We start from the raw sequence: 16317 nt of genomic DNA, 5'->3' as shown, positions 1-16317 counted from the left end.
ACCCCCGGGTCGGCGGCTGGTGTTCGGGTGTGTCCCGTCCACTTCGGGAGCGGTGTCCCCTCAAGAAGTTTCCGGCTCAAGGCAACCCTTTGCGTGGCCTGTGACCACAAGGAGTCGGATCCGGCCAGTCCGGCCGGATCCGGTTTTCCTCCGGTGAACGGCACGCAAGGAGCACACCTCCCCCATGAAGAACCCCCCGAACGGCGGGAGCCGCGGGCGTCACCGCCGTCGCTGGACCGCGACCGGTCTGCTGCTCGGCGTGCCCGCCATCGTCGTGCCGTACTTCCTGTTCACGCAGCAGGACTCGCAGGCCGCGACCGTCGACGGCAACGCCTACTACCGGCTGGTTTCCGTACGCAGCGGCAAGGTGATGGACGTCAACGCCTTCTCCACCGCGGACGGCACCCGCATCCAGCAGTGGACCGACCAGAACACCGCCAACCAGCAGTGGAAGCTGAGACCCACCGGGGACGGCTACTACGAGCTGGTGAACCGCAACAGCGGCAAGGTGCTGGGCATCGCGGGCGGTTCGGCCGCCCGGGCGGCCGCCGCCGAGCAGCAGACCGACAGCTCCTCCGCCTCCCAGGAGTGGCGGATCGACGACGTGAGCGGGTCCGACGCCGTCACCTTCACCTCGCGCAGGAGCGGCCAGGTCCTGGACGTCTCCGGAGGGTCCACCGCCGACGGCGCGGCAGTCATCCAGTATCCCGGCAGGGGCGGCACCAACCAGCAGTGGAAGCTGGTGAAAACGGCCGGGACCCAGGTGACCGGGACCGGCGGGACGCAGACCACGGCCGCGGCCGGACCGTATGTGTGGAACAACGCCCAGGTGGTGGGCGGCGGTTACGTCGACGGGCTGGTGTTCAACCCGAGCGAGAAGGGCCTGCTGTACGCGCGCACCGACATGGGCGGCGCCTACCGCTGGGACGTCGCGGCCGAGCAATGGGTCCCGCTGACCGACCGGTTCGGCGAGAAGGACTGGAATCTGCTGGGCATCGACTCGCTGGCCACCGACCCCGTCGACCCCGACCGGCTCTACATCGGGGCGGGCACCTACACCAACGACTGGGCGGGCAACGCCGAGTTGCTGCGCTCCACGGACCGGGGCCGCACCTTCAAGCGCACCGCTCTGCCGTTCAAGCTGGGCGGCAACGAGGACGGCCGTGGGGCGGGCGAACGGCTCGTGATCGACCCCGCGCACCACGACACCCTGCTGCTGGGCACCAGGAAGAACGGCCTGTGGCGCAGCACCGACTACGGCGTGACATGGAGCCAGGTCTCCTCGTTCCCGGTCAAGGACGGGGCGAGCAGCGGCGCGGGCATCTCCTTCGTGACGTACGGCCCGGCCGGAAGCAAGACGGTCTATGTCGGCGTCGCCGACAAGTCCCGCTCCCTCTACCGCTCCACCGACGGCGGAAGCACCTGGCAGGCCGTCTCCGGGCAGCCCACCGGCCAGATGCCGCAGCACGGCGTGCTCTCCGGTGACGGCTCGCTGTACCTGACGTACACCAACGCCCTCGGACCCAACGGCGTAACTGCGGGCTCGGTGTGGAAGTACACGCCGGCCGGCGGGGCGTGGAAGAACGTCTCGCCGTCCCAGGGCAGTTACGGGTTCTCCGGGCTGGCCGTCGACCCGCAGCACCCGTCGACGGTGATGGTCACGACCCTCGACCGCTGGTGGCCCCAGGACGAGCTGTACCGGAGCACCGACGGCGGCGCGAACTGGAAGGCACTGGCCGACAAGTCGGAGCGGGACGCCTCCGCCGCTCCTTACGTCGGTACCGGCATCGGGCACTGGATGACCGCCCTGGCCATCGACCCCTTCGCCTCCGGGCACGTGCTGTATGGCACCGGCAGCGGCATCTGGGGCAGCAAGGACGCGAACGCCTCCGACAGCGGCGGCACCAGTCACTGGACCGTGGCGGCCCGAGGGCTGGAGGAGACCGCGGTGCAGGACGCGGTCGCCCCGCCCGGCGGTGCCACCGTCATCTCCTCCATGGGTGACCTGGGCGGTTTCCGCTACAGCTCCTCCAGCTCCCTGACCAAGGTGCCCGCCGGGCGGCTGAAGAACCCGATGATGGTCACCAGCACCGACATCGATTTCGCCCAGTCCAACCCCTCGGCGATGGTCCGCGTCGGCCGTGGCGGCGCGCAGGACGGCGCCTTCTCCACCGACGGCGGCAGCAGCTGGAACGGCTTCAAGTCGGAGCCGGTGGGCAGCGCCGACAGCGGCCATGTCGCGCTCGCGGCGGACGGTTCCGCCATCGTCTGGACCGAGGACGGCCAGGCCCCGTACCGCTCGACCGACAAGGGGACGAGCTGGTCGCGGGTCGGCGGCCTGGGCACCGGCGCGGTTGTCGTCGCCGACCGCTCCTCGGCCAGGACCTTCTACTCACTGGCCGGCGGCACTCTTTACGCCGGCACCGACGGCGGCGCGACCTTCACCGCCCGCGCCACCGGCCTGCCCGCCGGCCGGCTCACGGCCGTCCCCGGCATCGCCGGGGACCTGTGGATCGCCGGCGGCGCCAAGGGGCTGCTGCACTCCACCGACGGCGGCCGCACCTTCACCACGCTCACCACGGTGAAGTCCGCCTCCGCCCTCGGCTTCGGCAAGGCCGCGCCGGGCGCCGCCTACCAGGCCCTGTACCTGATCGGCACCGTCAAGGACGTCACCGGCGTCTTCCGCTCCACCGACAAGGGCGCCACCTGGCTCCGCGTCAACGACGACGCCCACCAGTGGGGCAGCATCGGCGGCACCGGCGTCATCACCGGCGACCCCGACACCTATGGCCGCGTCTATGTCGGCACCAACGGACGCGGTCTCCAGTACGGCGACCCGTCCTGACCCGAACGCCCGAGCGGGGCCGCGGGCACAACGGCCTGCGGCCCCGCCATGGCGAGGGGCCGGCAGCAGTGAACAGCACCGCCCGTTCGTCACGAAGTCGCGGAGGGCAGTACGGCCAGCAGCGCCGAGGAGGGGGCGATGGCGCCGAAGACCCCGCCCTGCATGGTGACCATGTGGAGCGCGGCGGCGTAGTTGGCGGGATCCGTGGCGCCGGTGCAGTCGGTCAGCAGCAGACACTCGTAACCGCGGTCGTTGGCCTCGCGCATGGTGGTGTGCACGCACACATCGGTGGTGATCCCGGTGAGGATGATGTTGCTTATGCCGTGCGTGCGCAGCAGCAGGTCCAGGTCGGTGGCGTAGAAGGCGCCCTTTCCGGGCTTGTCGACGACGAGTTCGCCGTCCAGCGGCGCGACCTCGGGCACGATCTGCCATCCCGGTTCGCCGCGGACCAGGATGCGGCCGCACGGGCCCGCGGTACCGATGCCGGCGCCGATGCGCTGTGAGCGCCAGAGTTTGTTCGGCGGACAGTCGCTGAGGTCCGGCCGGTGACCTTCGCGGGTGTGGATGACGAGCATGCCCGCCGCCCGCGCCGCCGCGAGGACCTCGGCGGTGGGCTTCAGCCCGGACCGGGTCAGCTCCAGGTCGTAGCCCATGGCGTCGACGTAACCCCCGGGACCGCAGAAGTCGACCTGCCAGTCGATGCAGATCAGCGCGGTGTCGGCGGCGCGGAAGGTGCTGTCGTACGGCCATGCGTAGGGCTCGGCCGCGACCGGACCGAACTCAGCGGTGTCGGGAAGGGCGGTACCGCTCATGAGGTGAACTCCTTGTCATCCGTGCTGGAGGTGTCGCCGTGGGCCTGGCGAAGGGCGGTGACGACGTCGGCGGCACGTCCGACGCCACCGAAGATGCCGCCGGACATCAGCACCGACGAGATCGCGCCACGCGCCGTGCCCGGGTCCAGGGCGACGACCAGATCGGTCGCCAGCAGGCATTCGTAACCGCGGTCGTTCGCCGAGCGCAGCGTGCTGTGGACCGACGTCTCGAGCCACCAGCCGGCGAGCAGCAACTGGTCGCGGCCGTCGGCGCGCAGCCGGCTGTCGAGCGGAGTCCCGTGGAAGCCGTCCCACCCGAGCGGGCTGACGACCAGGTCCGGCGACCACGGGCTCACCGCCCTTGTGGTGCCGGCCGCGGCATCGGCCGGTTTTGACAGCCGCCGGGCCAGCGGAGGGCGGGTGCGGATCTCGGCCACCGTGACACCGAGCCCGCGCAGCGCGGCCGCGGACGCCTCGATCGCACCGGTCGCCCCCTCCAGCCCGGCCGGCCCGGCCGGCCCGGCCGACCCCACCGGGTCGCCGGAGTCAGGTGCCTCGCGGCGCCCTCCGGCCGGCCCCCCGGCCGGCCGGTCGGGGGCCGTGACGACGAGCAGGGCGAGACGCGAAGGCTCAAGGCGTCCGCACCACGGCCACGGATAGGGCCTTGTTCCCGCTACGTGCCGCGGGCTGTGGCTCATGACTTCGGCAGACTGCCGACGACACCCTTGACCAGACAGTCGATGCTGTTGATCTGGTCGTACGTCGGGACCTCCCCCTTCTTGAAGAGCAGGCTGCCGTCCTGGCACTGGACGGGGCCCTTGAACACGGAGGTGTCCGGCTGCTGGAGCGCCTGCTGCGCGGACTTGATCTTGCTCTGCAGGTCGGACGGCACCGAGGTACCGAACGAGGCCAGGGTCAGCGGATTGTTCTTCTGCGCGAAGGTGCCCACCCAGTTGGCGTTGTACTTGCCGCCCTTGAAGGTTCCGTCGAGCGCGCTCTTGGTGATCGCCTCGTACACCGGGGCCCAGTCCCAGGTGGAACCGGTGAGCCAGCCGTCCGGGTCGAGGGACTTGGCGTCGTAGTGGTACCCGACCACCTTCTTGCCGGCGGCCTTGGCGGCCTGGATCACGGTGGTCTGGCAGTCCTGGTGCTGTGTCAGTACGTCGACACCCTGCGAGATGAGGGCGCTGGCCGCTTCCTTCTGCTTGAGCGGGTCGCACCAATTCGACGTGTTGACCAGGTACGTCTTCGCCTTCGGGTTCACCTGCTGGGCACCGAGTTCGAAGGCGTCGATGTTGGCGATGGTCTGGCTGATCGGGAAGGCGTAGACGTAGCCGAGCTTGCCGGTCTTGGTGGTTCCGCCCGCCGCCATGCCGCCGAGGGAGACGGGTTCGAAGGCCTCGCCCCAGTAGGTGCCGAAGTTCGCGGGGAACGTCCCCTTCTCGAAGCCGCCCTGGTGCACGACCACGACGCCCGGGTGCGCCTTGGCGAACTTCTCGGCGTACGGGAAGTAGCCGTAGCTGGTGGCGAAGATGACCTTGGCGCCCTTGTCCACCATCGACTGCATGGCCTGGGTCACCGAGTTGCTCTCCGGGACGTTGTCGGCGGTGACCACCTGCACGTCCGGCAGGCTCTTGGCCAGCTTCTGACTGCCCGCGTACACGGCCTGGTTGTAGCCGTAGTCGCCGCGCGAGCCGACCATGACGAAGCCGACGACGGTCTTCTTGGAACCGCTGCTCACGGACGGGGCGGTGTTGGAGCAGGCGGTGGCGGACAGCAGGGCGGCGACGGCGACGGCCGTGAGGGCGGCCGGACGCGGGGTCAGTCTTCGTGCGGGCATGGGAGTCCTTTCCGGGGACGGGAAGCAGGTAGGGCGGATGACCGAGGTGTTCACCGGCCGGGTACGGCGTCGGCGCGGGGTCCGGGGGCCGTTCCGGGAAAAGGGCAACCATCCGAGAGCAAGATCGGATACAGATCCGGAAGCGCGGCTGGATGTGCGGGTGGATACGCGGATGGATACGCGGCTGGATATGTGGCTGTATATGCGGCTGGATCCAGTGCGAGGAACGTAGGGGGGCGTCATTGCTTCCAGGCGCTCACCCCGTTAACTGCCCGTTTCCGGACCTGCACAGGGGTGTGGTCGGGGACGGACGGCGGCCCGGCTACGCGGTGCGGTTGAGCGCCCGGGCAAGTTCCTCCGGTGCGTCGGCCCTGCCGCGTCGGGCGAAGGCGGCGAGCGCGAGGAGAGTGACCAGGTACGGGAGGGCGTCGAGCAGGTACTGGTTCACGCTCACCCCGTGGGCCTGCAGCACGGACGCGGCAGCGAGTACGACGCCGAAGAGGTACGCCCCGAACAGCACCCGCACCGGCCGCCAGGACGCGAAGAGCACGACCGCGACCGCCACGAAGCCGTAACCGCTCGTCATGTCGTCGAACCAGTTGCCGACGTAGGCGACGGACAGTTGCGCGCCACCGAGACCGCCCAGGGCACCGCCCACGACGACGGCCGCACTCTGCACGAGCCGGGGCCGTCCACCGGCCGCGGCCACGACCTCCGGCCGTTCTCCGGTCGCGCGCAGAACCAGCCCCGCCCGCGTGCGGTGGAACACCAGCCACGTCACCGCCGTGAGGACGTAGCCGACGTAGACGAGCGGACTGTGGTCGAACAGGACCGGCCCGATCCAGGGGATCGAGGAGAGGCCGGGTACGGCGGTCTTCTGCAGCGGGGTGACGGCCGCGCTGATGTAGTCGGTGCCGAACACGGAGGTCAGGCCGAGCGCGAGGAACCACAGCAGCAGTCCGCTGGCCAGCTGGTCGGCCCGGCGCCCGACCACGAGCCAGGCGTGCAGCGAGGCGGCGACACCGCCGAGGATCACTCCCGCCGCGACCCCGGCCCACGGACTTCCGGTGTGGAGTGCCACCGCGAAGGACCCGAGCGCACCGGCCAGCATGCAGCCCTCCATGCCCAGGTTGACGACGCCTGCCCGCTCGCCGACGAGTTCTCCGATGGCGGGCAGCAGGATCGCGGTCCCGCCCTCGATCCCGCCGATGAGTGTCTCTTCGATGCCGTTCACGGACCCTGCCTCCTGTACTTGGCGATGACGAGCGGCACCGCCACGACGAGCGCGAGCAGCACGTTGACGATGGCCCCGTCGAGTCCGTCGGTGATCTGCAGCCCGTTGCCGCTGAGGGCGATGGCGCTGAACAACGCCGCCGCGCCGACGGCCTTCACCGGGTGGCCGCGGCCCAGGAAACTCGCGAGGAAGGCGACGTACCCGAAGCCGAGGGTGATGTCCGGACGCAGCATCGTCTCCACGCCGGCCAGGTTGAGCGCACCGCCGAGTCCCGCGAAGGCTCCGCCGACCAGCATCGACGACAGCAGGAGACGATCGACGCGCAGCCCGCTGCGGCGGGCGGCCTCCTGGTTCCCGCCCACCGCACGCAGCCTGAACCCCCAGGCGGTGCGTTGCAGCAGGAACCAGGCGACGGCGACCGCCGCCACCGCGATGAGGACTCCGATGCCCAGCTGGCTGCCGGACATCCTCGGCAGCTCGGCGGCGTGGGGCAGGGGGCGGCTCTGCGGCTGGCCCGAGCCGTTCGGGTCCTTCCACGGCTGGTAGATCAGATACAGCATCAGGTCGGCGGCCACGAAGTTGAGCAGGAGCGTCGTGACGGCCTCGCTCGCGCCGAGCCGGGTCCGCAGGACGCCGGACAGGCCCGCCCACAGCGCTCCCGCCGCGGCCCCGGCCCCGCACATCGCCAGCCAGCTGACCGGTCCCGGCACCCGCGCCCCGATGGTGACGCCCACGCCGGTGGCCGCCACGGCACCGACGATCAGCTGGCCCTCACCGCCGACGTTGACCAGGCCCGCCCGCGCGGGGACGGCGACCGCGAGGGCGGCCAGCGCGATCGGCACCGCGCGCACCAGCGACTGTTCGAGCGTGCCGCGGTCGACGAGGGTGAGGAGGGTGGTCCGGTACACGCTGAGGGGGTCCGCTCCCTTCCCCGCGGCCACCAGGCCGAAGACCGCCACCGAGACGGCGTAACCCGCGAGGAGCAACAGTCCGTAGCGGGTGACCCGGAACCTGCGCGGCAGCGAGGGCGTGGCGGATCCCGTGGCGCTCACGCGGCCTCCTCCACGGACTCGTGGGCGTGGCCGGTCATCAGACGGCCCAGGTGCTGCCGGTCCGTGTCCGCCCCGGCGACGACGCCGGCCACCCGCCCGTGGGCCAGGACGGCGATCCGGTCGGAGAGATGCAGCAGTTCGTCGAGGTCCTCACTGATCAGGACGACGGCGGTGCCGGCGTCCCTGGCCCGCAACAGCAACCGTCGGGTGGTCTCGGTCGTGAGCACGTCGAGACCGCGGGTGGGATACGAGACGACCAGCAACCGGGCCGGGGAGCCCAGCGCCAGGGTGAGCATCACCCGCTGGACGTTGCCGCCGGAGAGCTGGTCGAGGCGCCGGGACGGGTCGGCGATGGAGAGCCCCACCTCGTCGTCCGCCGCACGCAGCCACCGCGCCGCGGAACGCGCGTCGAAGCCGCCTTTCGTTGTGGCGTGCGACCACAGTGCCGCGTGCTCCGCGATGGTCAGGCCGGGCACCACGAACTCCCGTGTCGCGTCGCCGACGACGGGGACCACACCGAGGGCGCGGCACTCCCCCGGGCTCAGACCATTGATCCGCCGCCCGTCGAGGAGGACTTCCCCGCCGTCGGGGGAGGAGGCGCCGGTGATCAGATCGGCCAGTTCACGCTGGCCGTTGCCGGCGACACCGGCCACGCCGAGGATCTCGCCGGCCAGGACCGTCAGGTCGGCGCCGCGCAGTCCGTGCCCGCCGCCGTCCGCGGCCAGCCGCGCCCCGCGCAGTTCGAGGACCGTCCCGCCGCGGGCGGTGTCGTCGTTGGCGTTGCGCGCGCTCTCCACGTTCTCGCCGACCATCGCGGTGACCAGGTCGGCGTCCCCGATCGAGGAGGCGTGAATGCCGTCGACGACCATTTTCCCCGCGCGGAGCACGGTGACACGGTCGGCGATGGCCCGTACCTCGCGCATCTTGTGGGAGATCAGCACGATGCCGACCCCTTCGGCACGCAGGGTGCGCAGGACCGTGAACAGGCCGTCGACCTCGGCCGGTGTGAGCACGCTCGTGGGCTCGTCCAGGATGAGGATGCGGGCGCCCGCCAGCAGGACCTTGATCAGTTCCACCCGCTGCCACTCACCGATGGAGAGGTCCGCGACCCGCGCGGCAGGGTCGACGGCCAGTCCGTAGCGCCCCGCCGCGTCGGCGATCCTCCGGCACACGTCCTTCCGCCGGAGGAACACCCCGCCGCCGACGTGCAGGGCGATGTTCTCCCAGACCGTGAGGGCCGGTACGAGGCGCAGGTCCTGGAAGACCATGCCGATGCCGAGATCCCTGGCGGCGGCGGACGAACCGACCTCGACGGGGGAGCCGTCCCGCAGGATCTGGCCGCTGTCCGGGCGCTGCACCCCGTAGAGGATCTTCATCAGGGTGCTCTTGCCGGCCCCGTTCTCGCCGAGCAGTGCGTGCACCTCACCCGGATTCACCGTCAGGTGCACCCGGTCGTTGGCGACGAGGGAACCGAACGTCTTGGTGACTGCCCGTACCTCGATGAGGGGTACGGCACGGGCGGTGCCGCTGTCGAGCGTCTTCGCGCCGGTGATCGGGGGTCCGGTCATCTGATGCCTCCGCGGTTGAGGGTCATCTGGGTGAGGGCGTAGGCCGCGCGTTCCTCGACGACGTCCAGGGATTCGCCGACGTGGCCGCTGAGGTTCAGCGCCGCGTCCTCGAGTCGTCCGGCGAGGACGGCTTCGACGACGTCGAGATGCTGGCTGATGGTCAATTCGATGCGCTCCTCGGTGAGGTAGTCGTACATCCGCACCGGACGGATCCGGGCGTTCACGGACTCAAGGGTCTGGGTGAGCATGTCGTTGCCGGCCGAACGCAGCAGCGTGATGTGGAAGTCCTCGTCCATGACCACGAAGTCGGCACTCGGCTCGGGACGGTCGTGCCACATCTCCCGCCACTCGTCCCGCAGGGGCTCCAGGAGGGCGGGGTCGTGGGTGACGGCGGGGGACTCCAGGGCCCGGGCGACGCCCCGCAGCTCCAGGGTGGTGCGCAGCTCGTACAGGTCGCGCAGACCCGCCAGGTCGGGTATCGCGGCGTAGTAGGCGCCGTCCATGCGACGGACCAGCCCGTCGGAGAGCAGGCGTCGCATCGCCTCGCGCACCGGAGTGCGGGACACGCCCAGCTCCGCGGCGATGCGGTCCTCGACGAGCCGTGTGTGCAGGGGGAACTCGCCCATCATCAGGCGCGACCGCAGTTCCCCGTACACCTCCGCCGGAGGCACCCGCCGCCGCTGCTCGTCCCGTCCGGGCTTGCCACCGGCTGGATCCACTGATGTATAACGTGCTGCATTCACACTGCGGAAAGTAGGAGTGTCGCGTTGCCGCACCAGCCTCCGCGGGTTACGCCGCCATTGCCGTCAGCTCACCCGGTCGTCCTCATCCACGGCGCGGCGACCACCGCGCGCGTCTGGGACGAGGTGGCCGGAGACCTCGCCGCCCTGCCCCTCGTCGCGCCGGACCGGGCGTCGACCGGCTCCCTCGACGCCGAGGTGGAGGCGCTCACCGGTCTGTGTGCCGGAGCGGTCGTGGCGGGGGTCAGCGGCGGCGCGACCCTGGGACTCGAGCTGGCCGCGCGAGGTGTCGCGTTCCGGGCCGCCGTCCTGCACGAGCCGGCCGTGGGCTCGCTGCTCCCCGGCCTCCTCGCCCCGGTGATCGACGCGTACGCCGCAGCGGGGGTCCCCGGCTTCGGCCGTGCCCTCTACGGGCCGCGCTGGTCGCCCGACGATGCCGGCCCCGACCAGGAAGCCGTCGGCCGCGACCTCGACATGTTCCGCCGCTTCGAGCCCAGGGCGCCCGCTCCCGGCGCGGGCCCCGTCCTGATCACCGTGGGCGAGCACTCGCCGCCCGCCCGCCACGAGGCCGCCCGCGCCCTGGCGCAGAACTTCGGCTACCCGGTGGAGATCGTCCCCGGAACTGGGCACGCCGCGCACCTCGAGGCCCCGCGGGCGTTCGCCGCGATCATCCGCAGACTCGCCCTCGACCCACAGCACCGGCCGAGCTGACGAGTCCACGGCATCTCGTAGCCGGACACGTCGGCAGCCGGTGGACGCCCTCGCCCACATGTCCGCACCCTCGCAGCCCCACGGGCCGTGCGCCGCTACCTGGCCAGTTGGTTGACGATCCCTGTGAACAAGGGCGGCACCGCCTCGCACGCCGGTACCAGGAGGGCTCGCGGGCGTTGCCGGGCGGTGCTGAGAATGAGGCTTCGCGTCAGCCATCGGCCCCCAGGTCACTTCCACGGCGGAGGTCCACGGACGGACGTACCAGTGGCGGCGGACACCGAAGCGGCGGGGGCCGGTCTGGTGCACGGGGATGCCGAGATGGCGCCGCAGGGGCGAGTGCAGGCCGTCGGCGGCGACGAGCCAGCGGGCGCGCAGCCCGCCTGCCATGACCGAGACGGCGTCCTGTTCCAGGGTGGTGACCCGGCGGTGCAGCAGTTCCGCGCCGGCCGCCTTGGCAGCCGTGGCCAGAACGTCGTGCAACTCGGTGCGGCGCACGCCCAGTCCGCTGCCCCGGGTGAACGGCGCGTGGGCGCGACGGCCGGCCAGGTCGAGGTAGTCGATGCCGGTCAGGACGGCCCCGTCGGGGTGGACACCGAGGGCGCGCAGCCGGTCCACGCCGACGGGCATGATGCCTTCGCCGCACGCCTTGTCCACCGCGCCGGTCCGCTGCTCGCACACCGTCACCGACAGCCCGGCCCGTGCCGCGTGCAGAGCCGAGGCGAGTCCGGCCGGACCGCCGCCCACGATCAGTACGTCCGTGTCGTACGACACTGGGGTGCTCCTCGTTCGAACGCGGTTGCCGGTTCCGTCGGACTCTGCGTCAAGCGGCCAGTTTCAGTGCCTTGTTCTCCACCCGCAGCCGCACGGTGAGCAGCGCCGCGTTGGCGGTGGTGAACAGCAGCGCGGTCACCCAGGTCGCCGACTTCGAGGGGCAGGACGGCGACCACGAACTCGACGTCGTGGCCGGGCAACCGCGCCCGGCGGCCAAGAGCACGGGGATCAACCGCGCTTTCGGCTTCGCCGGTCGGAACGCGGTCCTGCTGCTCACCGCGGGACAGCCCCACAAGATGCTCCGAGGGGACGAGAGCTGAGTGTCGACAGGTCAGACGACGTCATCCCGCGGCGGCTGGGGGCCGAACGCGCCCGGTCCACGGGTGAGGACGATCCGTACCGCCCTACCGCCGCAGGCGGCCGGCCCGCTGGGCAGCGGGCCGAGCGCCGACGTGGGTGCCGCGCCGGGAGCCGTAGGGCCCGCTGCGCGCACCGGTGGACGCCTGCCGAAACAGCGGAGACCGCGCAGGGAGCGGCACCCAGTCGGTGCCGCACTTCGACAAGCCGGGCGGAGTCGGTCCGGGCCGTCACCCGGGCCAGGGCACCCGCAGGCCGTCGGCGCGCGTCGTCGGGTTGGCGAGCGAGGCGGAACGCGAGGATCCCCCGTCCCGCCCGGCCGGCCGCACCCTACTTGTCGTTGGGGGTGATCTCCCAGGTGGTGTTGTCGCCGTGCTGCTGGGTCCAGAACAGCCGCCAGCCGCCGCAGAACAGCGTCGGTACCTTGGCACCGAGGATGCCGTCCGCGCCCGGGTCGCCGTCGGAGACGTGGATGCCGGTGATCTCGTTGTCACCGTCGTTCTGGATGCCGCCGTTCACCGAGGACAGCATGTTGTCCAGGGTCGCCGAGGGGTCGCGGCCCTCGCCCAGAAAGCGCACCGGCTGTGCGCCGAGCGAGTAGTCGGTATTCGTGGCGAAGACGTACCCGGAGTCCAGGGCGCCCCGCTGGGTGTGGACGGTGTCGCTGGCGTCCTCGACGAAGGCGACATGCGTGCGGTCGAGGAAGGTGACGTTGTCGATCCCGGTGTGCGCCTCGTCGCCGGTGTAGAAGACGCTGAGCTTGCCGTCGTCGGAGCGCGGGTCGCTCTGCGTGAGCTTGTACAGGGTGCCCCAGCCGCCGTAGCCGTCATTGGCCGTGCTGGTGGTGTTGGTGTCGCCGGTGGCGTCGAAGTAGAACTCGCGGAAGTCCGTACCGGGGCGGAACTGGCCGTTCTCCGGACGCTTGAACGGGGTCGCCTTGGCCGCCTTCGCCAGGGCGTTGGCGTCGAACGCCTTGCCACTGGTGTCGGACTTGGTGTCGTGGATCGTCACCCAGTGGGTGCTCAGGGCCGGACCGTAGTTGGTCAGGTCCTTCTCGTCGTCGGTGAACGCTCCGCCGGTGGGATGCGCGCTGTCGACGCCCTGGTACGCGACGGGCGAACCGCTGCGGCGGGAGACCACCTGCAGCGCCTGGAGCCTGCCGCCCTTGGTGAGGTCGTGCTTGTCGTAGGGGATCAGCCGGTAGACGAAGCTGTTGGGGACCTTCGTCTTGGTGGCGACCGTTGCTCCGCCGGTGTCCTCGATCATCCACAGGTTGCCGGCGGAGTCGTTCTGGATGCCCTCGTAGCCGGCCCGTCCGGTGACGGAGGAGATGTCCTGGACCTGCGAGTTGATGTCCGGGGTGGCCTGGAACACGGCGCCCTCGGCGCCCTCCTCGGAGGTGAACAGCAGCCGCTTGGCCCAGGGGTCCCAGGTGGAGCCGTCGATGGCGGGAAGGCCCGTGCCGTCGGCCTGCTTGGTGGCCAGCAGCGTCACCCGGTGCGCCTGGTCGGCGTCGAGGTTGACGCGGGTGATGTACCCGGCCTCGCCGCCCTCGTGGCCCTGGAAGAGGAAGTGCGTGCCGTACGGGTACGACGGGTCGGCGCCGTGCAGACCGTGCAGCTTCAGGTAGGTGTTCTTGTCGGGCTCGGTCTTGCTTGCCTCGATCTTCACGCCCGGAGCCTGCTTGATGCCGGGGTCGGGCAGCAGCGTGCCGTCGCCGAGGTATCCGTAGTACGGGACCTGGTCGGTCGGGTTGTCCAGCTTCAGGGAGCCCTGCGCGACGGGGTGCTCGGTGAGCCCGGGCGACAGGACGTTCGATGCGGTCACGCCGCGCGTGTCGGTGACAGCCGGCACCGACGACCAGGCGGCCACGCCGCCGCTGGCGTCGGCGGCACCGGGGGACAGTGCGAGGCCGACACCGATCACACTCGTCGCCACCGCTGTTGCGACAACGCTGCTGCGTCTCTTCTTGGCCATGTGCGATCACCTTCCAGATGAGCGAGAACACATAGTCAAGGCACAGCCGCCGACCCAGGGTGGCTGGATTGGTGTCAGTTCGATTGATGATCCGTGAACATTGCGCGGTGTTGCCCGATAAGGAAGGTCTGATCCCGGCCAACAGGAACGCTTCGACGGCGACTTCGTCGCCGAGGCGACCGTGACTCGACGGCACCCTCCTCGTTCGGCGCCTTCGTCGACGACCTCGCCGGCGCCCTCACCGACTCCCAGGCCTGACCGACGCGGACGGGTCGTCGACCGCTCTCAAGCCGCGTCACGCGCGTCCGGCCCCCGACCGGCAGGTGTGACGCGGCCCCCGGCGTGTCCCATGGACTCGCCGGGGGCCGTTCAGCGACGGTCCGGCCGTCAGCCGAAGAGGTTGTACTGCTGCCAGCCGGTGCCGATCGTCACCGGGGTGCCGAAGATGTCGGACGTGGCCTTGCCCGTACCCGGGTACAGGTAGAGCGTGCCGGCCGCGGTGCGGGCGACGAGGTCGGCCCTGCCGTCCCCGGTGATGTCGCCGACGGCGTCGAAGGCGTTGTACTGGCCCCACGTACGGACCTGGATCCGGGCGCCGAACGCCCCCGAACCGGACTTGCCGGTGCCCGGGTAGAGGTAGACGTAGGAGTTGCTGCTGCTGCGGGCGATCAGGTCGGCCTTGCCGTCCCCGGTGAAGTCGCCGTGGCCGAGCAGCACGTTGTACTGGTTCCAGCCGCTGCCGACCGCGGCCGGCGAGCCGAAGGAGCCGTTGCCCAGGCCCGGGTAGATGTAGAGGATCCCGCTCGCCGTCACCGACAGCAGGTCGGGCAGGGCGTCGCCGGTGACATCGCCGGGTGCGACGGTCTTCGTACGGGTGGACCAGTTGCCGAAGGCCAGGGTGGTGGCCCAGCTGTCGCTCGCCGGGATGTAGTGCCGCCAGTAGACGGCGCCGGTGGAGGCGCGGCGGATGATCTGGTCCTGGTAGCCGTCCCGGTTGAGGTCGGTCTGGAGGACGACGTTCTTGTCGCTGTAGGTGCCCCAGGAGATCCGCGTGGCGAAGGACGTGCCCTTGGAGTCGTACTCGAAGCCGGTGTTGTCGGACGCGCGGCGCGTGAACAGGTCGGCCCTGGCGTCACCGCTCAGGTTGGTGTCGTCGATACGCGGGTAGGTCGCGCCGACGAACGCGTTCACCTTCGTGAAGACGCTGTACGCGCCGGAGGCCACGCAGTCCTCGACGCCCCAGGAGACCACGCCGACGATCTTGCCGCCGACGATCAGCGGCCCGCCCGAATCGCCGTTGCAGGCGGTGACGGTGCCGCTGTCCGAGCCGGTGGCCGGGGTGCCCGCGCAGACCATGTGGCCCGCGACGAAGTCGGTCCCGTAGGTGCTGGAGCAGGTGGCGTCCGAGACCATGGGCAGGGTCGCGGTGCGCAGCGTCTGCGATATGTCGTCGCTGGTGGAGCTGGTGCGGCCCCAGCCGTACAGGGTGGCGTCGGTGCCCGCCGTGTAGGAGGCGGTGTCGTTCGACGTGGTGATGTTGATGGGCTTGGCGCTGACCGGGTTCGGCAGCGTCAGGACCGCGATGTCGTTGTCGATCGTGGTCGTGTTGAACGACGGGTGGTTCCACTGCCGCCATACGCCGGTGGCGGTGCCGCCGTGCCAGTCGACCGAGCCGTCGCTGTTGTCGGTGGGCAGTTGGGCGGTGCCGGTGACGATGACGCCGTTGGCGTACCAGTCGTAGCCCTTGACGCAGTGCGCGGCGGTGAGGATCTTCGTCGGCGACACGACCGAGCCACCGCAGAAGAAGCCGATGTCGTCCGTGGTGTCGGTGGTGCCCTTGTCGTCGTAGTACCAGAGCTGCGCCATCCACGGAGCCTTGGCGATCGTGGTCTCCGTGCCACCGATGATCTTCGGGTCGACGGTGGACGGGGAGGAGGCCGAGGACGTGGCGCTCGGCGTCGCGGTGGTCGCGGACCTCTTGGACCGCGTCTGCGAGGCCCGGTCGGTCCGCAGCGCGCCCTTCACACGGGCCGTCAGCTGGGCCTGTGAATGGACTGTCGCCCTCGCCGCCGAGGGAGCGGCGGCGGGAGCGGGGGAAGCGTGGGCGGACGCCACGGTGAGGGCGCCGGCGAGGGCGGCGGCAAGCGCCACGGCGGCAGGAACGACTCTCCGCGCCCGTCGCCTGCGTCTTACGCCCCCGTTGGCCCTGTGGGCAGAGAACACTCAGGTCTCCCGTAGGTGAGAAAGGGTTTTCTCGCACACGGACAGGGAGAGAGCCGCCGTCCGACGGCAGCTCGCGGATATCGCCCACTGGTCCGGGACCAACACGGTCCCGAAAGCCTGTTCCCCACCCGGCGGACGGCCGATCGTACGGCCGATCAGGAACTGACCCCGCGACCGGCCAGGAAAC

12 protein-coding genes and 1 pseudogene are annotated in these 16317 nt (G+C 70.9%); 3 read left to right on the top strand and 10 right to left on the bottom strand.

The window, feature by feature from the left end:
* Positions 1-184 precede the first annotated feature (184 nt).
* On the top strand, positions 185-2845 hold the full coding sequence (locus ACIBK3_RS26810; protein WP_399369511.1) for an RICIN domain-containing protein: 2661 nt from the start codon (positions 185-187) through the stop codon (positions 2843-2845).
* 89 nt (positions 2846-2934) lie between these two features.
* On the opposite strand, the gene ACIBK3_RS26805 is transcribed toward ACIBK3_RS26810, so the two are convergent.
* The 7 genes from ACIBK3_RS26805 to ACIBK3_RS26775 form a co-directional block, all read right to left on the bottom strand.
* Positions 2935-3657 (bottom strand): cysteine hydrolase family protein, encoded by a 723-nt coding sequence (locus ACIBK3_RS26805; protein WP_399369509.1) that lies wholly within the window; start codon positions 3655-3657, stop codon positions 2935-2937.
* Positions 3654-4355, bottom strand: coding sequence for an isochorismatase family protein (locus ACIBK3_RS26800; RefSeq protein WP_399369508.1), 702 nt, complete (start codon positions 4353-4355; stop codon positions 3654-3656). Before ACIBK3_RS26800 ends, ACIBK3_RS26805 begins: the two co-directional genes overlap by 4 nt.
* On the bottom strand, positions 4352-5497 hold the full coding sequence (locus tag ACIBK3_RS26795; protein WP_399369506.1) for a BMP family ABC transporter substrate-binding protein: 1146 nt from the start codon (positions 5495-5497) through the stop codon (positions 4352-4354). The genes ACIBK3_RS26800 and ACIBK3_RS26795 overlap by 4 nt, the downstream gene beginning before the upstream one ends.
* Positions 5498-5819: 322 nt before the next feature.
* Positions 5820-6731, bottom strand: a complete 912-nt coding sequence (locus tag ACIBK3_RS26790) for an ABC transporter permease (protein WP_399369504.1) — start codon at positions 6729-6731, stop codon at positions 5820-5822.
* Entirely contained in the window at positions 6728-7783 is a 1056-nt protein-coding gene (locus ACIBK3_RS26785) for an ABC transporter permease (protein WP_399369502.1), read from the bottom strand. The genes ACIBK3_RS26790 and ACIBK3_RS26785 overlap by 4 nt, the downstream gene beginning before the upstream one ends.
* Positions 7780-9351, bottom strand: coding sequence for an ABC transporter ATP-binding protein (locus ACIBK3_RS26780; protein ID WP_399369500.1), 1572 nt, complete (start codon positions 9349-9351; stop codon positions 7780-7782). The genes ACIBK3_RS26785 and ACIBK3_RS26780 overlap by 4 nt, the downstream gene beginning before the upstream one ends.
* Positions 9348-10070, bottom strand: coding sequence for a GntR family transcriptional regulator (locus tag ACIBK3_RS26775; protein WP_399369498.1), 723 nt, complete (start codon positions 10068-10070; stop codon positions 9348-9350). The genes ACIBK3_RS26780 and ACIBK3_RS26775 overlap by 4 nt, the downstream gene beginning before the upstream one ends.
* 81 nt (positions 10071-10151) lie before the next feature.
* On the opposite strand from ACIBK3_RS26775, the gene ACIBK3_RS26770 reads away from it, so the two are divergent.
* Positions 10152-10802, top strand: a complete 651-nt coding sequence (locus ACIBK3_RS26770; protein WP_399369496.1) for an alpha/beta fold hydrolase — start codon at positions 10152-10154, stop codon at positions 10800-10802.
* 300 nt (positions 10803-11102) lie between these two features.
* Here ACIBK3_RS26770 and ACIBK3_RS26765 read toward each other — a convergent pair.
* A pseudogene (locus ACIBK3_RS26765) lies at positions 11103-11573 on the bottom strand (NAD(P)/FAD-dependent oxidoreductase); the annotation flags it as partial.
* 71 nt (positions 11574-11644) lie between these two features.
* Here ACIBK3_RS26765 and ACIBK3_RS26760 point away from each other — a divergent pair.
* A complete protein-coding gene (locus ACIBK3_RS26760; RefSeq protein WP_399369494.1) occupies positions 11645-11893 on the top strand; it encodes a hypothetical protein in 249 nt (82 codons plus the stop codon).
* A 367-nt stretch (positions 11894-12260) separates the two neighbouring features.
* Here the strand turns inward: ACIBK3_RS26760 and ACIBK3_RS26755 are convergent, their stop codons facing one another.
* Together ACIBK3_RS26755 and ACIBK3_RS26750 are read right to left on the bottom strand one after the other, a co-directional pair.
* Positions 12261-13907, bottom strand: coding sequence for a hypothetical protein (locus tag ACIBK3_RS26755; protein WP_399369493.1), 1647 nt, complete (start codon positions 13905-13907; stop codon positions 12261-12263).
* A gap of 387 nt (positions 13908-14294) precedes the next feature.
* Positions 14295-16058, bottom strand: coding sequence for a trypsin-like serine protease (locus ACIBK3_RS26750; RefSeq protein WP_399369491.1), 1764 nt, complete (start codon positions 16056-16058; stop codon positions 14295-14297).
* Positions 16059-16317 lie beyond the last annotated feature (259 nt).

The sequence above is a fragment of the Streptomyces sp. NPDC050287 genome (assembly GCF_044459385.1).
In the GTDB taxonomy this organism is placed as follows: Bacteria; Actinomycetota; Actinomycetes; order Streptomycetales; family Streptomycetaceae; genus Streptomyces.
The sequence above is the reverse complement of the archived record's forward strand: the minus strand, read 5'-3'. Positions and strand labels throughout refer to the sequence as shown.